Here is a 26,046-nt window from a genome sequence, read left to right on the forward strand (position 1 = left end):
GCGACGCCGCGGGCGAAGGCTCAGTCCGCATCATTAGACTAGAAGCGCTATGGATGCCCTCTTCGATCCTTTCGGTTCCTCCCACGCCACCCGTTCCGCGCAACAGCCCGCGCAACGCGTATCGCCTGATGCGCTCGTGGACGGCCTGAATCCGCAACAGAAAGCCGCGGTCCTCCACCGGGGTGCGCCGCTGCTGATCGTGGCGGGCGCCGGCTCCGGGAAGACGCGCGTGCTGACTCACCGCATCGCGCACCTTCTCGCTACAGGTGAGGCACGCCCCGGTGAGATCCTCGCGATCACATTCACCAACAAGGCTGCAGCGGAGATGAGGGAGCGCGTCGGGCAGATCGTGGGGGAGCGGGCACAGAACATGTGGATCTCCACATTCCACTCCACAGCGGTGCGCATCCTGCGTAGGGAAGCCAAAGCGTTGGGCATGAAGTCCAGCTTCAGCATCTATGACGCCCAGGATTCACTGCGGCTGATCACGATGATCGCTAAAGGCCTGGAACTGGACCCTAAACGGTTCGCGCCGAAGGCTCTACAGAACAAGATTTCCGCACTCAAGAACGAGCTCGTGGATCCAGAGGATTACGCGGGCATGATCCAGCAGAACAACCCGTTCGAAAAAGCGGTCTCCCAGGTTTATACCGAATACGCAGCGCGCCTCAAACAAGCCAACGCATTCGATTTCGATGACCTGCTGACACAACTGGTGTACCTGATGCGGGCGTTCCCCGAGATCCGTGATTCCTACCGCCGCCGGTTCCGCCACATCCTGGTCGATGAGTATCAGGACACCAACCACGCCCAGTACGCGTTCATCCGCGAACTCACCGCAGGCGAGTCCCCAGTTGAGGGCGCTGAACTGACCGTTGTGGGTGATACCGATCAGTCGATCTACGCGTTCCGCGGCGCCGACATCCGCAACATCCGGGACTTCGAAGAAGACTTCCCCGATGCGGTGACCATCAAACTGGAACAGAACTACCGCTCAACCCAGAACATCCTGGGTGCTGCGAACGCCGTGATCTCCCACAATTCACAACGGCAAGATAAATCCTTGTGGACCGCGTTGGGTGACGGCGAGAAAATCGTCGGCTACGTCGCCGAATCCGAACAAGCAGAGGCGAAGTTCATTGCCGATGAGATCCTGCGGCTCTCCGACGAAGACGGCATCCGCCCCGGCGACGTCGCGATCTTCTACCGCACCAACGCCCAATCCCGTTCGATCGAAGAACAACTCATGCGGGTAGACATCCGCTACACCGTAGTAGGCGGCACACGCTTCTATGACCGCAAAGAGATCCGCGACGCGATCGCCTACCTCCGGGTTCTGGTCAACACCGCAGACGACATATCGCTACGCCGCATCCTCAACGAACCCAAGCGAGGCATCGGCGATCGTGCGGAAGGGGCCGTTGCGGCGCTCGCCGAACGCGACCGCATCCCATTCTGGGAGGCGCTCTTGCGGGCCGATGAAGCACCCGGGATAGCGACCCGCTCACTCAACCAGGTACGTGCCTTCACCGAGATGATGCAGCAACTCATCACCGTCGCGGAAGGCTCCGGCCCCACCGCCGCCCTCGAAGCGGTACTCGAACAGACCGGCTACCTGCACACCCTGCGGACCTCATCCGACCCGCAAGATGAATCCCGCGTAGAAAACCTCGCAGAACTCGTCGCCGTAGTGAGGGACTTCGAAAAGGAACACCCAGAAGACGGCCTCGCAGAGTTCCTCGAACAGGTCTCCCTGGTAGCCGACGCCGACTCGATCCCGGATCAACCCGACGACTCCGAAGGGGCCGCGCTCGCCGCCGCGGAAGGCCAGGTCACCCTCATGACCCTGCACACCGCGAAAGGCCTCGAATTCCCGGTTGTGTTCCTCACTGGGATGGAACACGGGATCTTCCCGCATCAGCGCTCCCTCACAGACCCCAAAGAGCTCGAAGAAGAACGCCGGCTCGCATACGTCGGCATCACCCGAGCCCGCCAGCGGCTCTATGTTACGCGCGCCGAATACCGTTCGATGTGGGGCCAAGCCCAATACAATCCGGCCAGCCAATTCCTCGAAGAAATCCCTGACGAACTCCTCGACTGGCAACGCGAAGGCACGACCCGCACGCCCGTCGGCGGAACCGGCTTCGCAACCAGCCGCTACAGCAACCGTTGGGGCTCCGACACCGCAAGCTGGGCAGTGCCAGGAGCCGGCCGCAACCGCGGCCGCATGAGTGGGGACCCAGAACCACACACCCTACGTACAGGCCCAGTATCAAACGGAAAACAAGCCGCGGCAGGCCCACCCGTGACCAACTCCGGGCGGCCATACGAGCCGCGGGCCGCATCGGGCGCAAACCCCTCCGGCGACGGCGAAATCCTCGAACTCACGCCAGGCGAGAAGGTCATCCACGCGACCTTCGGAAACGGCACGGTCAAAGCCGTTGCGGGGCAAGGCCCTAAGACCGTGGCGACCGTAGTGTTCGACACCGCAGGAGAGAAACGACTCCTGCTGCGCTACGCGCCACTGAGCAAAGCCTAAGCCAGCGAAAACACCCTATTGTGAGGCGCATCACCACCGGGCTGAACAAGGCGGCCGGCACGCGGTATCCTGAAGAGTGGTGGCGCACGCCGTAGCGCCAAGCAAGGCCACGCCGGCCTTGCACCATCGGCATAAGAATCTAACAAGATCACGGATCATGAGGTTCTGTGTGCCGATGCCGAAACACACTTCTTATAGGAAGAGGACAACACCGTGGACCTGTTTGAATACCAGGCGCGCGACCTGTTCGAAAAGCACGGCGTACCCGTGCTCGCCGGTACAGTCGCGACCACCCCTGAGGAAGCCAAGGCCGCAGCCGAAAAGATGGGCGGCGTCACCGTCGTCAAGGCTCAGGTCAAGGTGGGTGGCCGAGGTAAGGCTGGCGGCGTCAAGGTCGCAAAGAACGCCGACGAAGCCTACGAGCACGCCAAGGCAATCCTGGGCATGGACATCAAGGGTCACACCGTCCACCGCGTCATGATCGCCCAGGGTGCGAACATCGCCTCCGAATACTACTTCTCGATCCTCCTGGACCGCGCAAACCGCAACTACCTGGCAATGTGCTCGGTTGAGGGCGGCATGGAAATTGAGCAGCTCGCAGTAGAGCGCCCAGAAGCCCTCGCTAAGGTTCCAGTCGACCCAACCAAGGGCATCGACGAAGCCAAGGCACAGGAGATCGTTGAGAAGGCCAACTTCGACGCTGAAACCGCCGCCAAGGTCGTTCCAGTCATCCAGAAGCTCTGGGACGTCTTCGTGAAGGAAGACGCAACCCTCGTTGAGGTCAACCCGCTCGTATCCGACGCTGACGGCAACGTTCTCGCACTCGACGGCAAGGTCTCCCTCGATGACAACGCAGAGTTCCGCCAGCCAGAACACGCAGACCTCGTCGACGAGAAGGCTGAAGACCCACTCGAAGCGAAAGCCAAGGAACTCGGCCTGAACTACGTCAAGCTCGACGGCCAGGTAGGCATCATCGGTAACGGTGCCGGCCTCGTCATGTCCACCCTCGACGTCGTCGCCTACGCAGGCGAGAACCACGGCGGCATGAAACCAGCTAACTTCCTCGACATCGGTGGCGGCGCCTCCGCAGAGGTCATGGCTAACGGCCTCGACGTGATCCTCAACGACGAACAGGTCAAGTCCGTGTTCGTCAACGTCTTCGGCGGCATCACCGCATGCGACGCTGTAGCATCCGGCATCGTGAAGGCCCTCGAAATCCTGGGCGACAAGGCAACCAAGCCACTGGTTGTCCGCCTGGACGGAAACAACGTTGAAGAAGGCCGCCGCATCTTGTCGGAGGCTAACCACCCGCTCGTGACCATGGCCACGGGCATGGACGAAGGCGCCGACAAGGCAGCCGAGCTGGCCAACGCCTGAGAAAAGGGAACTGAGAAAACTCATGTCGATCTTCATTAACAAGGACTCCAAGGTCATCGTCCAGGGCATCACCGGCTCCGAGGGCGCAAAGCACACCGCACGCATGCTCGCCGCAGGCACCAACATCGTCGGCGGTGTCAACGCGCGCAAGGCCGGCCAGGTCGTGACCCACGGTGACAAGGAAATCACCGTCTACGGCACCGTCAAGGAAGCAATGGAAGAGACCGGCGCGGACGTCTCCATCGCGTTCGTCCCACCGGCATTCTGCAAGGACGCAGCCGAGGAAGCCATCGAGGCTGAAATCGGTCTGCTGGTTGTCATCACCGAGGGCATCCCGGTACAGGACTCCGCAGAGTTCTACAACCTCTCCCTGACCAAGCTGGGCGAAGACGGTAAGCCGAAGACCCGCATCATCGGCCCTAACTGCCCAGGCATCATCACCCCAGGCGAATCGCTCGTGGGCATCACCCCGGCTAACATCACCGGCGCAGGCGGTGTTGGCCTGGTATCGAAGTCCGGTACCCTCACCTACCAGATGATGTACGAGCTGCGTGACCTCGGCTTCACCACCGCAATCGGTATCGGTGGCGACCCAGTCATCGGCACCACCCACATCGACGCCCTCGAAGCGTTCGAGAACGACCCAGACACCAAGGCGATCGTCATGATCGGTGAAATCGGTGGTGACGCTGAAGAGCGCGCTGCAGAGTTCATCAAGGAGAACGTGACCAAGCCAGTTGTCGGCTACGTCGCAGGCTTCACCGCCCCAGAGGGTAAGACGATGGGCCACGCAGGCGCGATCGTTTCCGGCTCCTCCGGCACCGCGCAGGCCAAGAAGGAAGCCCTCGAAGCCGCCGGCGTCAAGGTCGGCAAGACCCCATCCGAGGCAGCACGCCTGCTCCGCGAGGTCTACCCAGGCTAAGGACGTGTTCTGAGCGCAGCGTGCACGCGCTGACACTCAAACCCTCCACATAAACCTGTTGGTCCCGCACACTTTCTGAGTGTGCGGGACCAACGGGTTTAACGGGGTACTGGCTTAACTAGCCTTCGATGTGGCGTTCTGCTGGGCCGTCGTATGCGGACAGCGGGCGGATCAGCGCGTTGTTGGCGCGCTGTTCCATGATGTGCGCTGTCCAGCCCATGATGCGGGAGCACACGAAGATCGGGGTGAACATCGGGATGTCGAAACCCATGAGCCAATAGGTTGGGCCCGCCGGGTAGTCGAGGTTCGGTTTGATGCCCTTCGCCTCATCCATCGACTTCTCCAACCCGCGATACAAGCCGAGCAGCTCGTGGCGGTCATAGTAATCCAGCATGCGGAACAACGCATCCTGCATGGTCGGCACACGCGAGTCGCCGTTCTTATAGACCCGGTGGCCAAAGCCCATGATTTTCTTCTTCTGAGCCAGCGCATCATCCATCCACGCTTTAGCGCGGGCCTCGGCGTCCTCAGCCGACTCATCGGCCCTGATCCCAAGCTCCTCGAACGTGTGCATCACGGCCTCGTTCGCGCCACCGTGCAACGGGCCCTTGAGCGCGCCGATCGCGCCACCGACAGCCGAATGCAGATCAGACAACGTGGACGTGATCACGCGCGCGGTGAACGTGGAGGCGTTGAACGAATGCTCCGCATACAAGATCATCGAGACACGGAACGCATCCACAACCTCCTCAGCGGCTTCCTCACCGAAGGCCATCCACAGGAAGTTCTGCGAATAATCGAGGTCCTCACGCGGTTCCACAAGCTCAAGCCCGCGACGGCGGCGCTGGTCATAACAAACCACCGCAGGCATCAGCGCGAACAACTCTTGCGCTTTACGCAACTCAGCTTCAGGCGAGTTGTCCTCACCGTCTGGATGCGACGCACCGATCACAGCGGCGGCGGCGTGGCACACATCCATCGGGTGGCACGTGGTCGGCAACTCATCGATCACGCGCTTGAGCTGTTCACTCAGCGCCCGGCCGGAACGCTCACGGCGCGTGAATTCCGCGAGCTGCTCTTCGCTTGGCAACTCACCGTTCCACAGCAACAGTGCGACTTGTTCAACGGAGCATTTCGCGGCCAGCTCCTGGACCGGGTAGCCGCGGTAGAGTAGCGAGTTCGTTTCTGCATTGACCTTGGAAATCGCGGTGGTGTCTGCGACAACGCCGGCAAGGCCCTTATAAATAGTTTGCTCAGTCATGACGCCTCCTTTAAGGCTTGGTTCGATGCCGGAAACGGCACCGATGGTGGGTCAGCTTTAGGCCAGCGGCTTGCCGGGGACTTCGAAATTGAACACGCCAGTGTCGAACTGGTTGTAGGCGTTGTAGTCAACAAGCTCGTACAACCGCGCGCGTGTAAGCATGTTGTCAACCTCTGATTCCTGGGTGCCTTGCGTACGAATCGCGCTGAGCACGCGTTCGATGGCGCCCATCGCTTGCCGCTGCAGCGTCACCGGATAGATGATCATGGACACGCCCGCGTCCTGAAGCTGCTGCTTGGTGAACAGCTGGGACTTACCGAATTCGGTCATGTTCGCAAGCACCGGAACATCAAGGTTGGAAGCCATCGCCTCGAACTCGGCGAGGTCCGCCATCGCTTCAGGGAAGATTGCGTCAGCGCCAGCATCAGCGAGCTTCTGAGCGCGTTCCAGGGCCGCGTCGAATCCGTCTACGCCGCGGATGTCGGTGCGTGCCATGATCACAAAGTTACTGTCCCGGCGGGCCTCGACTGCGGCACGGATTCGCTTGACCGCGGTCTCCTCGTCGACCACGTTTTTCCCATCGAGGTGACCGCAACGCTTCGGGTTGAACTGGTCCTCGATGTGGCAACCAGCTAGGCCTGCGTTCTCAAGTTCCTGGATGGTGCGGGCCACGTTCATCGGTTCACCGAAACCGGTGTCAGCATCAACTAGGCACGGCAGGTCCGTGGTCCGAGCGATCTGGCCGGCGCGGGTCGCTACCTCGGTCAGGGTCGTGAGCCCAATATCCGGTAGCCCGAGCTCGTTAGCGAGCACCCCACCAGAAATATAGACGCCTTCAAAGCCCTGCTCCTGGATGAGCTTGGTGGACAACGGGGTGAACGCGCCCGGGAACTGAGCCACCTCATCGGCCGCCAGCGCCTCACGGAATGCAACACGTTTTTCTTCGGCAGTGACGTTGGAATACAGCATTTTTAGAACACACCCTTCTGAGCCTTTTCAAGGTCAACGCTGGCCTCGATGTTGAGCTGATCCAGCTCGCCCACACCGAGTTCAGGCAGACGCTGCACCGCATCCAGGAAACGCTCGATCTCCTCCGGAGCGACCTTGCCTTCAGCTAGTGTGCGGAACTTGTTAATGTACTGCTCGCGAGCGAACGGGCGCGCACCCAGCGGATGAGCGTCAGCAACAGCGATCTCGTCAGTGATGACCGTGCCGTCCTTCAGTGTGATCTCAACCGAGCCGCCGAACGCCTTCTCCTCCAGATCCAGCGAGTGATAACGGCGGGTCCACTCAGGGTCTTCTTCGGTAGTGACCTTGTGCCACAGCTCCACGGTGTCCGGGCGTTGAGCGCGCTCCGGTGCGTAGGAATCCACGTGATGCCACGCGCCGTCCTGCAACGCAACCGTGAAAATGTATGGGATCGAGTGATCCAGGGTCTCGCGGGATGCCTTTGGATCGTACTTCTGCGGGTCGTTTGCGCCCGAACCGATCACGTAGTGGGTATGGTGCGAGGTCTTGATCAGAACCGACTCGACGTTAGCTGGGTCGGTGGCCTCAGGGTGTTCCTTGTTGAGCTTGCGCGCCAAATCGATCCACGCCTGCGCCTGGTATTCAGCGGAGTGTTCCTTGGTGTATGTGTCCAGTATGGCTCGCTTGGCTTCACCTGCCGCTGGAAGCGGGACGGTGTATTCGGCCTCCGGGCCGGAAAGTAGCCACGCGATCACGCCATCTTCGCCCTCATAGATCGGGACAGGGGAGGTCTGGCCGCGCATCGCACGATCCACCGCCTCAACCGCCATCTTGCCCGCGAACGCTGGCGCGTGGGCCTTCCATGTTGAAATCTCACCCTTACGGGACTGGCGGGTCTGCGTGGTGGTGTGCAGAGCCTGGCCGATCGCCTGGAAGATCGTCTCGGCATCCAAGCCGAGCAAAGTACCGATGCCGGCAGCGGATGCCGGGCCGACGTGGGCGATGTGGTCGATCTTGTGCTCGTGCAAGCAGATTCCCTTGACGAGGTTCACGTGGACCTCGTAGCCGGTCGCGATGCCGCGGATGAGGTCCTTACCGCTTGCCCCGGTGTGCTGGGCTACCGCGAGGATCGGCGGGATGTTGTCACCCGGGTGGGAATATTCGGCGGCGAGGAACGTGTCGTGGTAGTCGAGTTCACGCACGGCCACGCCGTTGGCCCACGCCGCCCATTCAGGGGAGACGGCAGCGTTGTCCTCTGGCGCACCGAAGATGAGCGCGCCCTTGCCCGTGTAGCCACCGTCCGGGGTCACGCGGTGGGTGAGGGCCTGCCCGCGCGCCGAGACGATCGGGCCGCGGTTCAGCGACGCGATAGCTACGGAGGCGTTGTCGATGATCCGGTTGATGATCATCTCGGTGACCTCGTCATCGACCTCGACCGGGTCAGTTGCAACGAGCGCGAGCTTATAAGCCAGCTGCTCTTCGTGCGGCAGGTGCTCTGCCGATGGGTAGGTTCGTACCGTGTGGTTGACAGTCACGTTGTGCCTTCCTTCTGGGCGGTCGTGGCCGCGTGGTTGGGTTCTCAGTTCTACGTTCGATATTCAGTTCTGCTGCGTGGCTTACTCTGGATCGCGCCGCTTACGCTGAGGCGCGGTGCTTATGATGCTGCCCGGTGTTCACGATGCGGCGAGGTGCTTATGATGCTGCACTGAGGTGCCGTTTTTCTTCGGCTTGATGGGTTAGCTCTTTGGATGCCAACGCGTTCTTGAGCGCATTGGATAGGTGGACGCGCGTGGTTGCGATCGCTAGTTGTGGTGAGCCGGACGCGATGGCCTCTGAGATGGCTCGGTGTTCGTTCGCGGCTGCGATGAGGCGATCGGGATTCGATGTGGATAGCCTGCGGACCCGGGCGAGCCGCAAGCGCACGCTTGCCTGGGCTTGAGTTAGATAAGGGTTGTCGGCCGCGTGGTCGATCGCGGCATCCAGCTGGTCGATGAGCTCGTAATAGCCCGGGTGGGCGGTGTGCTCAGCGCTGAGCTTTTGCGCGGTGTCAGCGAAGCTCTGCGCCAGCTCCGTGAACGTTGCAGCGCTAACACCCGCCGCCGTGTTCGCGCGTTGCGCGGCGTTGACGTGCTCTGCTGCGAGGGCAGCTGCTCGGGTGTCAAGCACGTCGCGTAGGTCATAGAGCTTGCGTACGTCATCTTCTGAGATGTGTGAGACGGCGAATCCGCGCCCGCCAGCGGGTTCCGCTAGGCCGTCTGCTACGAGGCGGGAGATCGCCTCGCGAACCGGTGTGCGGGATATACCGAGGCGCTCCGAGAGATCGACCTCGCCGAGGACTGCGCCTGGCCGTAGCCGCCATTGGGTGATGTCAGCGCGTAGTTTCCGGTAGGCGCGTTCGCTGGCTCGCATCGCGTCTCCCTTCCATTGAGAGTCCCGGTTCCAGTGAGTGTCCCGGCAGAGCGCTCCTGAGCGCCCCATGCTCGATTGTATACACAACTAAATGCTTGATGCGAGGAATCAAAGAAATCTCCTGGATTTTCAGATTTATGTATACATAACTATTGATTTGCTTCACTTCGAGGGCTAGCGTGTGATTCACGCCACAGCCTGTGAGGTTGATCTTCGCGGGGTCTGTGACAACTGATCAGCAATCAGCAAACAGGCGAGTTGGGGAGAGGCATCATGACGGGAGAAAACTACCGCGAGGTATATGAACGCAGCATCAATGATCCGGAGGGCTTCTGGCTTGAGGCGGCCAGCGGCATCGACTGGGTCAGCCCACCGAATAAGGCGCTCGATGACTCGAACCCGCCGTTCTATAAGTGGTTTCCCGGCGCCGAAGTGAACACGTGCTACAACGCCGTGGACCGTCACGTGGAGAATGGCCGCGGGGATCAGGCCGCGATCATTTATGACTCCGCGGTACTCGGCAAACAGGAGACGATCACGTACCAAGAGCTCCTTGAGCGTGTATCCGTGTTCGCAGGCGCTCTGCGCGACCAAGGTGTGGGCAAAGGAGATCGGGTCATGATCTACATGCCGATGGTCCCTGAGGCTTTGATCGCGATGTTGGCGACCGCTCGCCTCGGCGCCGTACACATCGGCGTCTTCGGCGGCTTTGCCGCCCGGGAGCTTGCCAGCCGCATCGACGACGGCACACCAAAGGTTGTGGTGACGACCTCCGGCGGTATTGAGCCTTCGCGCCGCATCGAATACATCCCGATCATCGAAGAGGGTATGAGCATCGCCGAGCACAAGCCGACTAGCGTGATTGTCTATGAACGCGACGGTTTCCATACCACTGTCGCGGAGGCTCGCGAGCGCGCCGCTGAGAGCAGGGGAGCGGCATGGATTTCATGGGGCGATGCGGTAGCTGCCGCCCAGCCGGCCGACCCGGTCACGGTCAAGGCCACTGATCCGCTCTATATCCTCTACACCTCCGGAACCACGGGCAAACCGAAAGGTGTTGTGCGCGATAACGGCGGATACGCGGTAGCCGGTGTGTGGTCGATGAAGAACGTCTATAACATCAACCCTGGCGATGTTTCGTGGACCGCATCGGATGTTGGCTGGGTTGTGGGTCACACCTACATCGTGTACGCGCCGCTGCTCGCTGGCGCGACCACGATCGTCTACGAAGGCAAGCCGGTTGGAACCCCGGATGCCGGCGCTTTCTGGCGGGTTGTGTCTGAGCATAAAGCGAAGATCCTCTTCACCGCACCGACCGCGTTGCGCGCTATCCGGAAGATGGATCCGGACGGTGAGCTGAGCAAGAAATACGATCTCTCCTCGATGGAAACACTGTTCGCGGCAGGGGAGCGACTGGACCCCGAAACCTATACGTGGGCCTCTGAACTGCTGAACGTCCCCGTGATCGATAACTGGTGGCAGACCGAAACCGGTTGGCCTATCTGCGCGAACCTGCGTGGGCTTGACCCAATGCCGGTCAAAGCCGGATCCCCAACCGTCCCGGTGCCCGGCTATAACGTGCAGGTGTTGGACCCGATCGGTGAACCGATGCCGGCAGGTCAGGAAGGCAACCTGGTGATCAAGCTACCGATGCCTCCAGGGACGTTGCAGACCTTGTGGGGTAACGATGAACGTTTCAGGTCCGCCTATCTGGACGCCTTCCCGGGCTTTTATGCGACCGGGGATTCGGGCATGGTCGATGAGGACGGCTACGTTTTCGTGATGGGCCGCACCGATGACGTCATCAACGTCTCTGGCCACCGGCTCTCCACCGGCCAAATGGAGCAGGTGGTAGCGGAGCATCCGGCGGTGGCTGAGTGCGCGGTGATTGGCGTTGCGGACCCGCTGAAAGGCCAGCGCCCATCCGGCTATGTGATCCTCAAGCATGGCGTTGAGATCGATGAGCAGCAACTGCGCGAGGAGGTAGTCGCCTTGGTGCGCAAAGAGATCGGGCCGGTGGCCGATTTCAAGCATGTTGCTGTGGTTGAGGCGCTTCCAAAGACTCGCTCGGGCAAGATTCTGCGCAAAACGATGCGGCAGATGGCCGACGGCGAAGACTACGTAGTGCCCTCCACCATCGAGGACGATTCGATCCTGGAGGCGCTTCATGAGGTGCTGACCCGCAAGGGCTAGGCAGGGGCAGAGGTTAGGGCTTCGCCGGGGGCAGAGGGTAGGGCCTCGCTGGGGCAGGCGCTAGGCTCAGCGGGGCAGAGAATGAGGGCCCGGAAGGGCGAAGGAAGCGGCCTCGTGTGTCAACTGATGCGTTCAGTTGGCACACGAGGCCGTTTGACGTCGTGGCGCAGGTTTGCGAGAGGAGATGCGCTTAGACGTAGAGGTCTTTGTTGTCGCTGAGAGGAGCGCCCAGCTCAACAAAGAGGTTTCGGTTGAGTGCGAAGCCTAGGCGGGCTTCGTCAACGATTTCGGCCTGGTTCGCTTGTTGAGCGAAGTGATCCAGGTGGATTCGGTACGCGTCTTTGTAGATTTTCGGCTTATCGATGGTGGGGAACTTCCACATCGTGAGCAATTCGCTCGGAATGTTGTAGTGGCGTGCCACGAGAGCGCCGATCGCTTGGCCGCCGGACAGATCGCCAAGGTAGCGCAGGTAGTGGTGTGCGATGAGCCGCTCAGGGGAGGCCATAGCGCCGACTTCGTGAATGCGCTGGGTGTAGAGCATCACGGCCGTGGTGAGGTCCGGCATCTGGATGCCGAGGTATTCGGTCAAGCCAGCTAGATCGTTGCGGATTGACTCGCTGCGTTCAAGTGCAGGGTCGAGCAACTGCCGGACACTGGGCTCGCACCGCCATGCAGCACAAGCCTTTTCAAGTGCCCTATAGAGCGGCTGATATTGAGCGAGCAGCCGCACGTAGTCCTCGGCGGAGAGCTTGCCTTCCATGAGGTTCTGGATGAACGAAGAGTGTTCCGCCGCGGCATGTTCAGTACGCGTTGCTGATTTCAGTTGTGCTGCGAAAGACGGTGCTTGGGTGGGTGGAGCAGTCATCGGTCTATCTTTCAGGAATCAGTGGCCTTGCGAATCAGTAGATCGCTTTTCTAAGGTCAACCTAACCATGCGATCTTGATTTACGCAAGAGGTCTCTTGCGTTATTCGATAAATTAAGTTTAGGCTTGCCTGTGTTGCTTGACGGTGGCTGTGGGCACCACCCGAAATCACGACATCTCCGCATCTGCACCCGACGCCATTGGGGTGCCCATCAAGCAAGGATCGTAAAAGCTATGAAGCAGAAAACCACCCGTAAGCGAAGCGTGAGGAGGGTTCTGGGTACGATGCTGTCCTTCGCGCTGGCTGGCGCGATGGCATCGGTTCCAGTTGCCACTGCCCACGCGGATACCGGCTCTGCGGCAGAAACAAAGCCCACCATTACGGTGACACCTGCACCCGCTGAGGGCGGCGAAGTCACCGTTACCGGCAAGAACTTCTACCGAGGCGACGATAAGGGCGCCGCAACAGCAGGAATCTATCTGGGCTACGGCCCATCCGATGCGGCGGGCTTTTACCAGGGCGGGAGCCAGAATCCCGTATGGATCGCAGCAGGGAAGAAAGACGAAGACACCGCACGTGGACGCACCGCTCCGCTAAACGCCGATGGCTCGTTCTCAGTCAAGGTCGATGTCCCCGCGCAGTCGCAGCAAAACCTCTCCTTCTTTACCTCCAAGGGCCACGGCAAGGGCATGAGGGACACTAGCCAGGACGCTAAAGCCCCCATTACCTACCTGGAAAAGGCCGAGCCTCAACCGGAGCGGCCTCAGCCTGAGAAGCCTGAACCTGAGCAGCCGGAGCCTCAGCCTGAGAAGCCAGCTCCACAGCCTCAGCCTGAGAAACCTCAGCCTCAGCCGAAACCTCAGCCTCAGCCGAAACCTCAGCCAACGCCTGAACAGCCGAAGCCCGAACAACCGCAGCCAAAGCCAGCGCAGCCAAAGCCAGCGCAGCCAAAGCCAGAGCAGACAAAGCCACAGCCACGCGCGGCGAAGAAGCCTGCCGGCAAGGGCGGCCAGCTCGAGTGGGGCGTCAAAGAAAGCTTCCGTAAATACGTTGTGGGACGTATCGCTAAAGGTTCCGTCGTAACCGGTGGTGGCGCGGCACAGAAGCCAAACAACGGCACCTTCACCTTCCCCAACGGTAAGGGCGCATATAAGAATGGCAAGGGAACCGTGACCTTCGATGGCACTGTGACTTTCAAGGGACACGGCGGCCAGATGAACCTCACGATGTCTAAGTTCGCGGTCAACTTCACCTCTGGCACCACCGCGCAGCTCATCATGACTGTAAAGGCGCCAAAGACCTCTGTCACGGAGGCTGTGGACTTGAAGAACGCGCGCGTTGCGAACCTCACGTTCCCCAAGAACGCCGTGAAGGTCAAGAACGGAAAACTTAGCCTCTCTAACGCTCGAGCGAAGTTGACCAAGGACGGCGCTATAGCCATGGCTGGTTTCTACGAACCAGGAACCGAGATGGACCCTGTATCCATCAAGGCCGCATTGATCACGGGAAACAAGCCGGCACCTCTGCCTGCACCACAGAAGCCAAAACCTGCGCCAAAGCCTGCGCCAGAAAAGTCAAAGCCGGCACCGAAACCTGCGCCAGAGAAGCCGAAGCCGGGACCTAAACCAGCTCCGCAGAAGCCAAGCGTTGACGTGCAGACCCCAGGTTCACAGGGCCTGCAGGTGCAGGGCACCCAAACCCAGGGTGCTCAGGCCCAGGGGTCTGACACTCAAAGCTCTGGCGCTCAAGGCACTGAGGCCGGCCAGGGTAAGAGCCCAGCGGCACCGATTTGCCGCATCGAGAAGACTCCTGGAACCCCAGGCGCTTCAACTCTTTCCTGGGGTGTTAAGAGTTCCTTCCGGAACTACGTCACCGGCGGTATCGCTAAGGGCTCCATCTCTGCCGGCAACGGCGCGGCCCGCACCGCGGACGGGTTCACGTGGGGCGCAGGTTCTGGAGCTCTCACCTCCAACTCCGGAACCGTGTCCTTCCCCGGCAGCGTACATTTCACCGGCCACAAGGGCATCCTCGACACCACTATCTCCGGGCTGCGGGTCAAGGTCACGGGACCTGGCAAGGGCCAGCTGATCGCAAACGTGAAGTCGCAGTCGATGGAAGGTAAAGACCTGTCCGGGAACAACATCGTGTTCGCAACCCTCTCCTTCAGCGGTGACGCCTCCAAAGGCATCAAGAATGCGACGGTAACCCTCACTAAGGAAGGCGCAGCAGGGTTCGCGGGCTTCTATGAGGCCGGCCTGGTGCTGGATCCGCTCACCGTAACCGTGGGGTCTGCAGGCACGGTTGAAAAGGAGATTTGCACCGACCCAGTAACCGGTGAGGTCGTCTCCCCAGACGGAACCAACACACCGGGTGCAGGTAACGGCCCGGCAGGTGCAGGATCCACGTCCGGTTCTGCTGGCGGACAGCTTGCTGCTACCGGCTTCGGCAACGCCACCTTGGCGGGGACCGCAGGCCTACTGGCTCTCATCGGGCTGGTGGTCATGCGGGGCGTGAGCCGTAAAGACTCCGCTGCATAATCACGCCTCCTGGCGTAATTCTGCCCACTCATGCAGCGGAAACCGCGTGTGGTTGTAGCTCCTCCAACGGGCTACAACCACACGCCCTCCTCCATTTCTAACGTCCTCACTCCGACGTGCTCCTAACGTCGTGACAATGTATGTGTAAAGCGATGGGATCATGACTCACAGCTCGCCCTTCGAGAAGACACCTTCCCGCACCACCCGTGTGGCCTTGTTCGGGGCAACGGGGCTGATGCTAATCAGCTTGCTTGCAGGGTGCAGTTCAGCGCCGTCCGCAGGCGAATCGCCGAGTCCGCACGCCACAGCAACGGCGTCCGGCTCAGACGGATCCAGCGGTAAAGATAGCGGTGCCAACGCGGCGGATGCACTGAAACTCACTGGCCCCGCCGAAGCACGCGACATCCCGGATATGAAACCGGTTCTATCCGGTGTGAAACCGGCGCTACCCACCACGGTGACCGATGCACACGGTAAGGAAATCACGGTCACATCAGCCAAGAAAGTGCTTGCGTTGGATCTCAACGGAACCCTGACAGACACGATGGTCGGGCTGGGGTTGCACGACCGGCTGATCGGGCGCTCAAACTCTGACACGAGCGCGCTACTCAAAGACCTCCCCGTTGTCACCAAAGACGGCCACGACACCAACGTTGAGGCGATCCTCAATCTCAAACCGGACCTCATCATCACCACCGAAAACATCGGTGGGGCCGAGTCCTACCGGCAACTGGAAAACGCGGGAATCACAGTGGTGAGGCTCGAACCAGCCACCAGCATCGAGGGGATCCCGGACGGAATCCGCGCGGTTGGAAAAGTGTTCGGCGTGCCAGAAGCTGCAGAAAAACTCGCCAAAGAAACCAAGAAGAACCTCGAAGAAGCAGCCGAATACATCAAAGAACTGCGGTCGAAGACCCCGCGGGCACCTCGCGCCGCCGTGCTTTATGTGCGCGGAACTGGGGGAGTGTTCTTCATCCTCGGCAACGAACACGGCGCTTCCGACATCGTTGAGGCGCTCGGCCTGCAAGATACGGCACGGGAAAACAACATCGAAGGCGTGAAACCCGCTAACGCGGAAGCGCTTTTGAACCTCAACCCAGAGATTGTATTCGCGATGAAACGCGGGATCGAATCCGCAGGTGGAATGGATGATTTCCTCAAACGCCCCGGTATGGCTGCAACAGTGGCGGGCAAGAATAAACGCATCATCACCGCGGCTGATGGCCAGCTGTTATCTTTCGGGCCACGCACACACGAGAATCTTAAAGCGCTCGCAGAAGCCGTGTATCAGGACGGACAAACAAAGAAATGACCCAGACCGTGGCGAGCAATCGTAGCGCGAGGGCACGCGCGGCTTGGCTCACCGGTATCGTACTGACTATCGCCGTGGTGTGTGTTTTGCTGATCTCGTCCGCGGCCGGCCAATACGCGACAACACCCATAGAAGTTCTCAGCTCAATCAAGAGAGTCGTGTTCGATGGGGCTGAACCCACCGACAACCCGACCGACGCCGCGCTGTGGACGATCCGGTTCCCACGAGCCCTGCTCGCAGCAGTCATCGGGGCGAGCCTCGCGCTAGCCGGCACCGTGATGCAAGGCATCTTCGCCAACCCGCTAGCCGAACCAAGCGTTGTAGGCGTCAGTGCCGGAGCGAGCGTCGGCGCGTGCCTCGCCATCGTCTTCGGATACACATCGACCGGCTCCTGGGTCCTACCCGTTAGCGCATTCATCGGCGCGATGACCGCCACCGCATGCGTGTGGATGCTTGCCAAAGGATCGGGTAAGGTCCTGGTACTCACGCTCGTCTTGACCGGTATCGCGATCAACGCAATCGGCGGGGCACTCACCAGCTTCCTGGTGTACCTGGGGGACACGAGCTCGCGCGAAGAAATCATCTTCTGGCAAATGGGCTCCCTCACCGCGGCCCGCTGGGAACAAGTCGGCGTATGCCTCGCTGTGCTCGCCGTGACAGCCCTAGCCATCTGGTTCTATAGGAACCGGCTCGACGTTCTGGCACTTGGGGACGCCGCCGCCCACGGAACCGGAATCAACGTCGAACGGCTACGGTTCATCAGCGTGATCCTCGTATGCATCCTGACCGGAACCGCAGTCGCATTCTCCGGGATGATCGGTTTCGTGGGGCTCGTCGTCCCCCACGCCCTACGGCTCATAGTGGGGCCCTCCCATAAATACCTCGTCCCGCTATCCCTCCTGGGTGGGGCAACCCTGCTTGGACTCGCCGACACCGCGGCCCGCACACTGATCCCGCTCAGCGACATCCCAGTCGGCGTGTTCACCGCACTCGTAGGCGGCCCCGTCTTCATAGTCTTGCTGCGCGGAACCCTCAAAAAAGGAGGCATCAGGTCATGAACGCGCTCGAAGCCGAAGACCTGAGCATCATCGTCAACGGCAAAACACTGCTCGACGCTGTATCAGTGTCCGTGCGGCAAGGGGCCGTGACTGGGATCATCGGACCGAACGGAGCAGGGAAATCGACACTGCTGGCCGCACTCGCCGGCTTCACACACCCACGCCGCGGGGTAGTCCGACTCAACGGGGTAGAAATACACACGATCCCGCACCTGGAACTAGCCCAACAGCGTGCCGTCATGAACCAGAACCCGGATGTCGCCTTCCCCTACACGATCAGGGAAATCGTGGAGATGGGACGCACCCCGTGGGGAACCGACCCAGCCAACAGCACAGCCGTTGAGCAAGCGATCGAACTGACCGGGCTCAGCCACCTACTCGATCGTGAAATCACAACCCTTTCAGGCGGCGAACGCCAACGAACCGCTTTCGCCCGGGTCATCGCCCAAGCCTTCCCCATGTGCACAGGCCGGGTCCTCTTGCTCGATGAACCCACAGCAGCGATGGACGTCGCTTACGCCGAACACACCCTGGCACTGACTCAAGAATTCGCGGCTCTTGGTGCCGCAGTTGTGGTGGTGATCCACGACCTCGACGCCGCCGCATCCTACGCAGATGACCTCATCGTGCTCGATCAAGGCAGGGTCCGCGCCGCCGGAGCCACAGCGGAAGTGTGTGACGCGCGGCTGCTGAGCTCGGTCTACCGGACCTCACTCGAAGTGTTCGAAGTCGCCGGCCGCACACGCATCAGCCCCGTACGCCCCTGCCGGTTCCTGAAACCACGCGACAGCCACAGTGTTAGCCACAACAGCGGCAGCGGCAACAACAGCGCCGGAATCACGGAAAGCTAAGCGCGAGGTGGGGCCTATTCGGCGAGCAGTTCGCGGATGTCGTCCGCGCTGAGGGCGGAAGCGAATCCGTCGCCGCCGTCCATGACGGAGGTGATGAGTTCGCGTTTGGCGTCCTGCAGAGCCACGACCTTCTCTTCGATCGTTCCGGCAGAGACCATGCGGTAGACCATGACGTTGCGGGTCTGGCCGAGGCGGTGGGCACGGTCCACAGCCTGGGCTTCCGCGGCCGGGTTCCACCACGGATCCATGAGGAAGATGTAGTCAGCCTCCGTGAGGTTCAGCCCGAAACCGCCGGCTTTGAGCGAGATCAAGAACACCGGGGCCTCGCCGTCCTTGAACTCTTGGATTGCCTCTTCACGGTTGCGGGTAGCTCCATCCAGGTATGCGTAGTCGATCCCCGCCTCATCGAGTCGGGCGCCAGCGCGTTTGAGGAAGGACGTGAATTGCGAGAACACCAGCGCACGGTGGCCTTCGGCCAGTAGCGAGTTCAGGTAGTCCAACAGAGTATCCAGCTTGGCTGAACCGACATCGGCGAACTCTTCTTCATCCACCAACGCGGGATCCAACGCCATGAGACGCAACGTGGTGAGTGAGGTGAAGATCGTGAATCGGTTCCGGTTGATGTCCTCCACCAGATGCAGAACCTTCTGCCGCTCACGCTGCAGCCGCGTGTCATAGATACGGCGGTGCTCATCCGAAAGGTCGATCGCCAGAACCTGCTCTTGTTTGCTCGGCAGGTCCGTAATCACTTCAGCCTTGGTGCGGCGCAGCATGAACGGACGCACCCTGCGGCGCAACCGCTCCAACGGTTCAACAGCACCCATCCGTTCGATGGGCCGGCCAAACACTTCAGCGAACTTACTGGACGAGGGGAACAAGCCAGGGGAAGTGATCGCCAGTAGTGCCCACAGCTCCATGAGGTTGTTCTCAAGCGGAGTACCCGTGATCGCGAACTTCACGCGAGCCTTCAACTCACGCGCCGTCTGGTGCGCCTTCGTGGATTTATTCTTCACGAACTGCGCCTCATCCAGGATCAGCGCCGACCATTCCACGTCGTGATAAACATCCGAATCCAGACGGAACAGCGTATAGGAGGTCACCACCACATCGTTGTGCGCGGCGACCTCAGCCAGCGACTGAGCCGCTTTCGCCTGTGTATCCCGCACACCGGCAACCCTCACGCCCGGGGCGAACCGGCGCAACTCAGCGAGCCAGTTAGGAACCACCGAGGTCGGCGCGACCACCAAAACCGGGCCGGCGCCGCCCGTCAGCGCGGTGTGCGCGCTAGCGTCCGATACGGCTGAAACGTCTTGCCCGTTCTGATCTTCACTCATCCATGCTTGGCGCATGTGGACTAACAAGGTGATGACTTGCAGCGTTTTACCCAGGCCCATGTCATCAGCCAGGATCCCACCGAGACCCTGCCGCCACAGCGAAGCGAGCCAACGGAAACCATCCACCTGATACGGGCGCAACGTGGCATCGACAGTGTCAGGGACCGGGATTTCACTCGCTTTCTCCGAACCCGTCGCTAGACCGGAGATGGCCGCATACCACGAGTCCGTGCCGGACACCTCGGTAGCTAAACCGGCCAGCTCGTCCCACAGGTTCACTTGATAGCGGGTGATCCGCAACGGGTCTTTCGGGTTCTCTTTCAGCATGTTCGCTTCCTCAATGAGGCTGCGAAGCTGATGGAAGAGCGGCTGATCAAGCGAGACGTAGGTCTTATCCGACATCAGCATTCGTTTCTGCCCAGCTGAGAGCGCCCGCAGAATATCGGCATAAGGGATCCGGCGGTCACCCACCGTGATCATCAAACCTAGATCAAACCAGTCGTTCTTATCCGACTCAACCGTGGTCACCGTGAGCTCGGGGGCCTCGGTGAGTTCCTTATAGACAGGACGCCTACCCACATCGAGCACCCGCACGTGCGGGGTCCGCTCCAAAGCAGGCAGGCCGCGGCGGACGAAGTCGACGGTGGCAAGCCCCTCGAGCGTATGCGAAACCAGGCCGCCGTTACTGCGATGGGGCTCGAGCTCATCCCAGCCGTGATTGACCAAAACCTTCAGCGCCGCGGAACGCAACTGCCCCTCAGCCTGCAAATCGCGGGCGTAATCATCGAGTCCTGCGGCACCGTAATCGATCTCCGAATCGACGACCACCACATCGTCCGGTTGATACGTCGCAACAACAACCAGCGACGGGGGAGTGATCTGCGGCAACGAAACCGAACCATCACGGGACACAAAGGAAACGCGGCGACCTAAACGCTGATACAGGCCCGAGAAGAACTGCTGCTGTTCACCAGCGGGGACCGTTATGGTCGAGGGGCGGCGCACCAAGAAACGAGTCTCCGGCTCCAACGTGTGCTCCACCGGCGCGATCTGAACGGTGTGGCCGTCCTCAGCCAACGCCCACACACCATGCCGACCCACACTGCCCGCCACGACGTCCTCACCTAGGGCGATAGTGCGGGAGCCGATGTCCATCGTCGGAGTTAGCTCGAGGCCCTCATCGCTGCGCTGCGCATCGAAATACACGCGGCCGGCATCAACCAGCTCGATACCGGAGATCTCGCCGGAACCCACGAGTTCGATCCCCAGCTCGTGAGCCTCCTCAAGCAAGGAAAAAACCAAACCGGAGGCGAAATCATCGAAAATGAGCCAGTCGTTATCCTCACCGAAATACAGCTCGCCATTAGCCCTATACAGAGGAACCAACTGGCAGAACCACCGGTGTTGCTCCGGATCCAACGGCAAACCATAGGTCTTGAAAGAAATCGTGTTCCACCGTAAAGCAGAACGAATCCAACGGCCCTGCGGGTTACGGATTACAGGGCGGATCGCCAACGTGAACCGGCTACGCACACCACGCGCACCCACAGCCTTCGGGTTCTGCCCCGCGCCATACTGGCGCCTCGAGGCATCCCGGGAATCACGCAACTCAAACTGCAAACCCAGCGGCTGAATATCCTCAGGTTTCTGACCGTCACGGCCAGCACGCCCGCTCTCCACAATCCGGTACAGAGCCTGCTCCCACTCGGCGTCAACAGGCTGCAGAGCCTCCTCGGCTTCCCGCTCATCCTTCGCCTTCATATGGCGGGCATTCGAATCGATCAGCACAGCGGCGGCATGCTTACAACCCGGCTCCTCGTCCGCGCTGCAGGTCATCTCACCAATCAAGAACCCAGACTGATCCGCAACTAACGTGACATGCGCGTGAGCCTCAACATCGTCATCGACCACCGTGCCGGTCAGCACCAACGCATCCGAATCCCACGAAAGCTCAGACAACCTACCCGCATCAACCAGCATTTTCCCGCGGGTAAAAGAGCCACCACCGACCCTTTTCAGGACCTCACGGGCATCAACCAAAGGAAACTTCGCAGAACTCATCACCGCATAGTTTCTCATCCTGAGGCAGGTGTCATGAAATCGGGGACGTCATGCCGAGGGGTTCTGCACCGCGTGTGGCGGGTTCTATAAGGCGACGGTGCCGAAAGCCAGACCCAGCCCGTAGGTCACAGCTGCGGCGCCCAGGCCGATGAACAGTTGCCGGAACCCACGCGATACCGGGGGAGAACCGGAGATCAGCCCCACAAAGCCCCCCGTGATGAGCAGAGCAGCGCTGACAAGCACGGTAGCCACGAGCACGGCGCCGAGGCCGGACATACCGAAGATGTAAGGGAGGATCGGGATGATCGCACCGATCGAAAACATCACGAAGGACGATGTCGCTGCACCCCACGCGCTGCCGTGCCCGTCGAGCTCCTCATCACCTGGCAGGGAACGCTCCTCATGCGGCAACGGCAGAGACGTAGACGGGTCGCAGTCGCAATCGAAGCGACCCATGCGTTCAGCGGCGCGATGCTCAGCAGCGGCCTGGGACATTCCTCGCGCCAGATACACCAGCACAAGCTCGTTCTCGTCAATATCTAGGTGTGGGGCGGCATGCAAGGTTGCGTGCGTTGGCCGGGAGGCATCCAAAAGTTCCCGCTGGGAACGGATCGAAACGAACTCGCCAGCACCCATCGACAACGCGCCCGCGAGCAGGCCCGCGATACCCGTAAACATCACGATCGACGGCGCAACACCGGTCGCCCCGATACCTAACACGAGCGCGAAGTTAGACACCAAACCATCGTTGGCACCGAACACCGCGGCACGGAAATTACCCGAAAGCCGCATCCGGCCCTCCGTGGCGAGCCCGCGCACAACCTCCTCATGCACCAACTCGTCCGCGGCCATCTTGTCTGGAACATCCGAATCCTTCGCATACGGGTTATTGCCCTCGGCACGCTGGACCAACGCCAAAACGAAAATCGAACCGAAATGCGTAGCCAAAAAACGCAGAAGCGACCGCTGGACCGAAGGCCGCGACGGCTTAGCGTGCTCACCTAAAAGCTCACGCCAATGATCAGCGTGACGCTCCTCAGCTGCGGCGAGCCCCTTCAGAATGCGGGCATCCTCCGGGGACTTCACTTTCGCGGCGAGCGCCTCATAGATCGCGCCCTCCGTCAACTCATCAGCCAAATAGCGGCGCCAACGGCGGATCTGTGCGGGTGTTGGCTCCGGTCGTTGGGAATCCGGGCGCTGGGCTGGAGAGTTATCGTTGGGGTTTTGGGTGGGGGAGGGGTGGGCAGGCGAAGACGATGAGGTACTCACGGGCACCAGTTTAGAAAAACTTTCGACGCCGGTGCCGGGCAAAAAGTTATGCCACCTTTAATTCTCCGGAAGTCTCTGTTAGTCGTTTGGAAGCGTCCGGGCGATCATCTGGTTGAGGATCTTCCGCGCGGTCGGAACGCTCGCGCCGTTCGCATGCACCAGGAACATCGGCGCATCCAGAACACTGCCGCCGGAACCGGAGTTCGTGTCGCTGGTGCGTCGGGAACCGGAGCCTGCGCCGCGGCTGAGCAGGGCAACGGGAGCTGAGGAAGGCCCCGGAATACCAGCGCGGCGGCCACCATAAAGCCACGTGGCCCCCGAACCCACCGCGATCAAAGCCGCCGCAGCGATATCCCACGGCTTCACGGCCGGGCCGAGCACCGCATCGTGCACCCCCGAGGCCAGCCTGCACACATCCACCGTGGTGCACACGTGCCGGCGCACCGTCGCGAAGGCCTGCACCAGGTTAGAAAACTCACGTGCCGCATCGGGGGAGACCTCGAGGGCTTCAGGATGCGGATGATCCGTGACCAGCGCGCACGACGATTCAGCACCGCGGCCAGAAGAGGCACACGGAACCCAAGCATCGGCGCCACCTGCAGAGTCACAGCCGCCTGCAGAGCCAAAGGTGCCTGCAGAGTCAAAAGTGCGCTGCTGAAAGTGACGTTGTTGAGAGACCACAATCCCGTCTGCGCCGATCCATGCGCGCCACATACGCCCCAATGCAGGCGCGCACACAACCCCGGCAACCGGGACACCATCCACGACCGCGGCAACCGAAATCCCGAAATCCGGGAGGCCGTGAACGAAATTGCTTGTTCCATCGATCGGATCAATAACCCAACACACCACTCCTGCCTCGGGAGAGCCGGCCCTGTTCTCGCCAGCGCCATCCTCGCCGGCGCCGGCCCCGCCAGCGCCTTCTTCACCGAGAAACACGGCTTGCGGGGTCCGTGCGCGCAGGAACTCAACCAGTCGGGCTTCAGTCTCGATGTCCGTTGGAGTCACCACATCGTGCGTCGAAGACTTCTGCCGCGCACTCACACCGGCACGCCACGCAGCCTCAACATCGGCCGCCACGGCCACGACCGCGTCCACCGCGATGTCCCGCAAACGCTCAGGCTCCCTGGCCCCGAGCCGCGCAACCATCGCTCCAGCGTCAGGCCACACGCGAGCCTCTATCGCATCGAGCCCCTCCGCCGCATCGATCCCCGTCGCCGCACTGTACAGATCCGAACTCATAGCTTCAGCCTAACCAAGAACACACAAACCAAATGCCAGCCGCCGCCACCTGAAACCGGTGCCATGTGAGGGACGCCGCACCCTCCGTGACCGTGCCACATGAGAAACTAGTTGCGTGATGAAAGACGGTAAAAAACAGCACACCAAACGAGCCCATAAAGAGTTCGCTCTCGCGCTTGAAGACCGTTGGCAAGACTTCCGCCTCAAAATGTCCCAACGCCGTGGAGACAAAGTCGCCGTCGTCCCATACCGCGGCTACGGCCGCAGCGGAGAAAACGGGTGGGTGCGCGTATTCGCACGAGTTGTCATGGCGAAACCCGGGTCACGGCTTGAAGACCTCCACCTGCCCGCAGTCGTTGAAGAAGGCGTGCGCGGGTGGCGTCACTTCATCTCACCCACCGTCGCGGAATACCCCGTCACAATCCGCATCAACGGCGCAACCTATGACGTGTACTCAGACCGCGGCGGCGTGATCGACGAACGCCTCGCCGTGAACCTCGAACCCGGCTGGCACCACGTCGAATTCATCGTCGATGACTCTGAACCCGTCAGCGGTCACGTGTTCATGGTCAACGAGAAACAAAAACACGGGATTATCTGCGACGTCGATGACACCGTTGTAGTCACGATGCTCCCGCGTCCACTACTAGCGGCATGGAACTCCTTCGTCATCGACGAACACGCACGCGTACCAACCCCAGGCATGGCAGTGTTCCTCGACCGCTTCGCCACCGCACACCCCGGCGCACCCACGCTCTACCTCTCCACGGGCGCGTGGAACACAAACCGGGCACTCAGCCGCTTCATGGCCCGCAACCTATTCCCCGACGGCCCGCTACTGCTCACCGACTGGGGGCCAGTCGAAGGCCGCTGGTTCCGCTCCGGCATCCAACACAAAGTAGACAACCTACGCCGCCTTGCTAGAGAATTCCCCGACATCTCGTGGCTACTGGTCGGTGACGACGGCCAAAAAGACCCCAACATTTACGCCGAATTCGCCCGCCGCTACCCAGACAACGTGTCCGCGATCGTGATCCGTCAACTCACCCCATCGGAAGCCGCGCTCGCCGGCGGGCGTAACGCCGCCATCATGAACACGACCCCGGGTGTCCCGTGGGTCTATGAGCCCGATGGCGGGCGCATCGCCGCCCGGCTGGCCGCCTTGGGCCTCATGCCAGAAGCCCCCGACGCGCTCCATCCGGACCACTAGCCCCGGCGCCAGAACAGGTGCTGAAACCAGCGCGAAGCCCGCGCTGAATCCAGCGCCGAAATAGGCGCCAGATCTTGCGTCGAAACAAGCCCCCAAGCAGGAAGGACAGCCACGTGAGCCGCCAAACCGTCTCTGTGCCACTACGGTGGGCAGACATGGACGCCTACGGGCACATCAACAACGCCAACCAGATCCGCCTCATGGAAGAAGCCCGCGTCGCCGGCTTCGGCGTCCCCGGCGGAACCGGCTCACCAGTAGGCCGCGAAGGCAAAAACGACCTGTTCGAAAACGTCGGCGAGGGCATCATGATCCTCGTCGTCGAACACACCATCCGCTACCTAGCGCAACTTCCATACCGCGACGTACCTGCCGCCGTGGACATCTGGATCTCCGACATCAAACCCGCAACCTTCACCGTCAACTACGAAATCCGCGACGGTCACGACGGAACCCTCTGCTCACGCGCCAAAACTCTCATGGCGCTCGCCGAGGGCGAGACGGGGCGCCTCATGAGAATCCCGGCCGAGATCCGCGAAGCCATGCAGGTATTCACAGACGAGAACCGGGACAACGAATAATCCGCGCCCAACACACCGTCAATTCGATGCGCTTAACGCACGGTGTGTTCCGCGCGCTT

Annotated in this window: 18 protein-coding genes; 10 read left to right on the forward strand and 8 right to left on the reverse strand. The window is 61.0% G+C overall.

Annotated elements, in window-relative coordinates:
• Positions 1-49: 49 nt before the first annotated feature.
• From pcrA to sucD, 3 genes are all read left to right on the forward strand, one after another.
• The gene (pcrA, locus tag J2S67_RS01400; RefSeq protein WP_310245580.1) at positions 50-2,539 is read left to right on the forward strand and encodes a DNA helicase PcrA; all 2,490 of its coding nucleotides are present in this window, start codon (positions 50-52) and stop codon (positions 2,537-2,539) included.
• A gap of 213 nt (positions 2,540-2,752) precedes the next feature.
• On the forward strand, positions 2,753-3,916 hold the full coding sequence (gene sucC, locus J2S67_RS01405) for an ADP-forming succinate--CoA ligase subunit beta (protein ID WP_035754873.1): 1,164 nt from the start codon (positions 2,753-2,755) through the stop codon (positions 3,914-3,916).
• 22 nt (positions 3,917-3,938) lie between these two features.
• On the forward strand, positions 3,939-4,838 hold the full coding sequence (gene sucD / locus J2S67_RS01410) for a succinate--CoA ligase subunit alpha (RefSeq protein WP_239446239.1): 900 nt from the start codon (positions 3,939-3,941) through the stop codon (positions 4,836-4,838).
• A 118-nt stretch (positions 4,839-4,956) separates the two neighbouring features.
• Here sucD and J2S67_RS01415 read toward each other — a convergent pair whose 3' ends face one another.
• The 4 genes from J2S67_RS01415 to J2S67_RS01430 all read right to left on the reverse strand — a co-directional run bounded on the left by J2S67_RS01415 (position 4,957) and on the right by J2S67_RS01430 (position 9,477).
• Complete coding sequence (locus J2S67_RS01415) at positions 4,957-6,099, reverse strand: bifunctional 2-methylcitrate synthase/citrate synthase (RefSeq protein WP_035754876.1); 1,143 nt, start codon at positions 6,097-6,099, stop codon at positions 4,957-4,959.
• A 57-nt stretch (positions 6,100-6,156) separates the two neighbouring features.
• Complete coding sequence (gene prpB / locus J2S67_RS01420; RefSeq protein WP_310245589.1) at positions 6,157-7,068, reverse strand: methylisocitrate lyase; 912 nt, start codon at positions 7,066-7,068, stop codon at positions 6,157-6,159.
• A 2-nt stretch (positions 7,069-7,070) separates the two neighbouring features.
• Positions 7,071-8,603, reverse strand: a complete 1,533-nt coding sequence (locus tag J2S67_RS01425) for an MmgE/PrpD family protein (protein WP_310245592.1) — start codon at positions 8,601-8,603, stop codon at positions 7,071-7,073.
• A 157-nt stretch (positions 8,604-8,760) separates the two neighbouring features.
• Positions 8,761-9,477, reverse strand: coding sequence for a GntR family transcriptional regulator (locus J2S67_RS01430; protein ID WP_035754882.1), 717 nt, complete (start codon positions 9,475-9,477; stop codon positions 8,761-8,763).
• Between the two features lie 273 nt (positions 9,478-9,750).
• On the opposite strand from J2S67_RS01430, the gene J2S67_RS01435 reads away from it, so the two are divergent.
• A complete protein-coding gene (locus tag J2S67_RS01435) occupies positions 9,751-11,670 on the forward strand; it encodes a propionyl-CoA synthetase (RefSeq protein ID WP_310245596.1) in 1,920 nt (639 codons plus the stop codon).
• 190 nt (positions 11,671-11,860) lie between these two features.
• On the opposite strand, the gene J2S67_RS01440 is transcribed toward J2S67_RS01435, so the two are convergent.
• On the reverse strand, positions 11,861-12,535 hold the full coding sequence (locus J2S67_RS01440) for a biliverdin-producing heme oxygenase (RefSeq protein WP_035754884.1): 675 nt from the start codon (positions 12,533-12,535) through the stop codon (positions 11,861-11,863).
• A gap of 233 nt (positions 12,536-12,768) precedes the next feature.
• Here J2S67_RS01440 and J2S67_RS01445 point away from each other — a divergent pair, with 233 nt between their 5' ends.
• The 4 genes from J2S67_RS01445 to J2S67_RS01460 all read left to right on the forward strand — a co-directional run bounded on the left by J2S67_RS01445 (position 12,769) and on the right by J2S67_RS01460 (position 18,293).
• On the forward strand, positions 12,769-15,072 hold the full coding sequence (locus J2S67_RS01445; RefSeq protein ID WP_310245599.1) for an HtaA domain-containing protein: 2,304 nt from the start codon (positions 12,769-12,771) through the stop codon (positions 15,070-15,072).
• Positions 15,073-15,232: 160 nt separating this feature from the next.
• The gene (locus J2S67_RS01450) at positions 15,233-16,384 is read left to right on the forward strand and encodes a heme/hemin ABC transporter substrate-binding protein (protein WP_084590339.1); all 1,152 of its coding nucleotides are present in this window, start codon (positions 15,233-15,235) and stop codon (positions 16,382-16,384) included.
• Positions 16,381-17,442 carry a FecCD family ABC transporter permease gene (locus J2S67_RS01455; RefSeq protein WP_035754887.1) on the forward strand — a complete coding sequence of 354 codons (1,062 nt, stop codon included), beginning with the start codon at positions 16,381-16,383 and terminating at the stop codon, positions 17,440-17,442. The genes J2S67_RS01450 and J2S67_RS01455 overlap by 4 nt, the downstream gene beginning before the upstream one ends.
• Entirely contained in the window at positions 17,439-18,293 is an 855-nt protein-coding gene (locus tag J2S67_RS01460; RefSeq protein ID WP_052048270.1) for a heme ABC transporter ATP-binding protein, read from the forward strand. Before J2S67_RS01455 ends, J2S67_RS01460 begins: the two co-directional genes overlap by 4 nt.
• Positions 18,294-18,307: 14 nt before the next feature.
• On the opposite strand, the gene J2S67_RS01465 is transcribed toward J2S67_RS01460, so the two are convergent.
• The 3 genes from J2S67_RS01465 to J2S67_RS01475 all read right to left on the reverse strand — a co-directional run bounded on the left by J2S67_RS01465 (position 18,308) and on the right by J2S67_RS01475 (position 24,199).
• Complete coding sequence (locus J2S67_RS01465; RefSeq protein ID WP_310245610.1) at positions 18,308-21,688, reverse strand: DEAD/DEAH box helicase; 3,381 nt, start codon at positions 21,686-21,688, stop codon at positions 18,308-18,310.
• An 84-nt stretch (positions 21,689-21,772) separates the two neighbouring features.
• Positions 21,773-22,957, reverse strand: coding sequence for a VIT1/CCC1 transporter family protein (locus tag J2S67_RS01470; protein WP_407682062.1), 1,185 nt, complete (start codon positions 22,955-22,957; stop codon positions 21,773-21,775).
• Between the two features lie 78 nt (positions 22,958-23,035).
• The gene (locus J2S67_RS01475; RefSeq protein WP_310245613.1) at positions 23,036-24,199 is read right to left on the reverse strand and encodes an inositol monophosphatase family protein; all 1,164 of its coding nucleotides are present in this window, start codon (positions 24,197-24,199) and stop codon (positions 23,036-23,038) included.
• Between the two features lie 118 nt (positions 24,200-24,317).
• On the opposite strand from J2S67_RS01475, the gene J2S67_RS01480 reads away from it, so the two are divergent.
• Both J2S67_RS01480 and J2S67_RS01485 read left to right on the forward strand, forming a co-directional pair.
• Complete coding sequence (locus tag J2S67_RS01480; RefSeq protein WP_035754892.1) at positions 24,318-25,409, forward strand: App1 family protein; 1,092 nt, start codon at positions 24,318-24,320, stop codon at positions 25,407-25,409.
• Between the two features lie 113 nt (positions 25,410-25,522).
• Entirely contained in the window at positions 25,523-25,987 is a 465-nt protein-coding gene (locus tag J2S67_RS01485; protein ID WP_035754894.1) for an acyl-CoA thioesterase, read from the forward strand.
• Positions 25,988-26,046 lie beyond the last annotated feature (59 nt).

The sequence above is a fragment of the Pseudoglutamicibacter albus genome, assembly GCF_031458175.1.
Taxonomy (GTDB): domain Bacteria; phylum Actinomycetota; class Actinomycetes; order Actinomycetales; family Micrococcaceae; genus Pseudoglutamicibacter; species Pseudoglutamicibacter albus.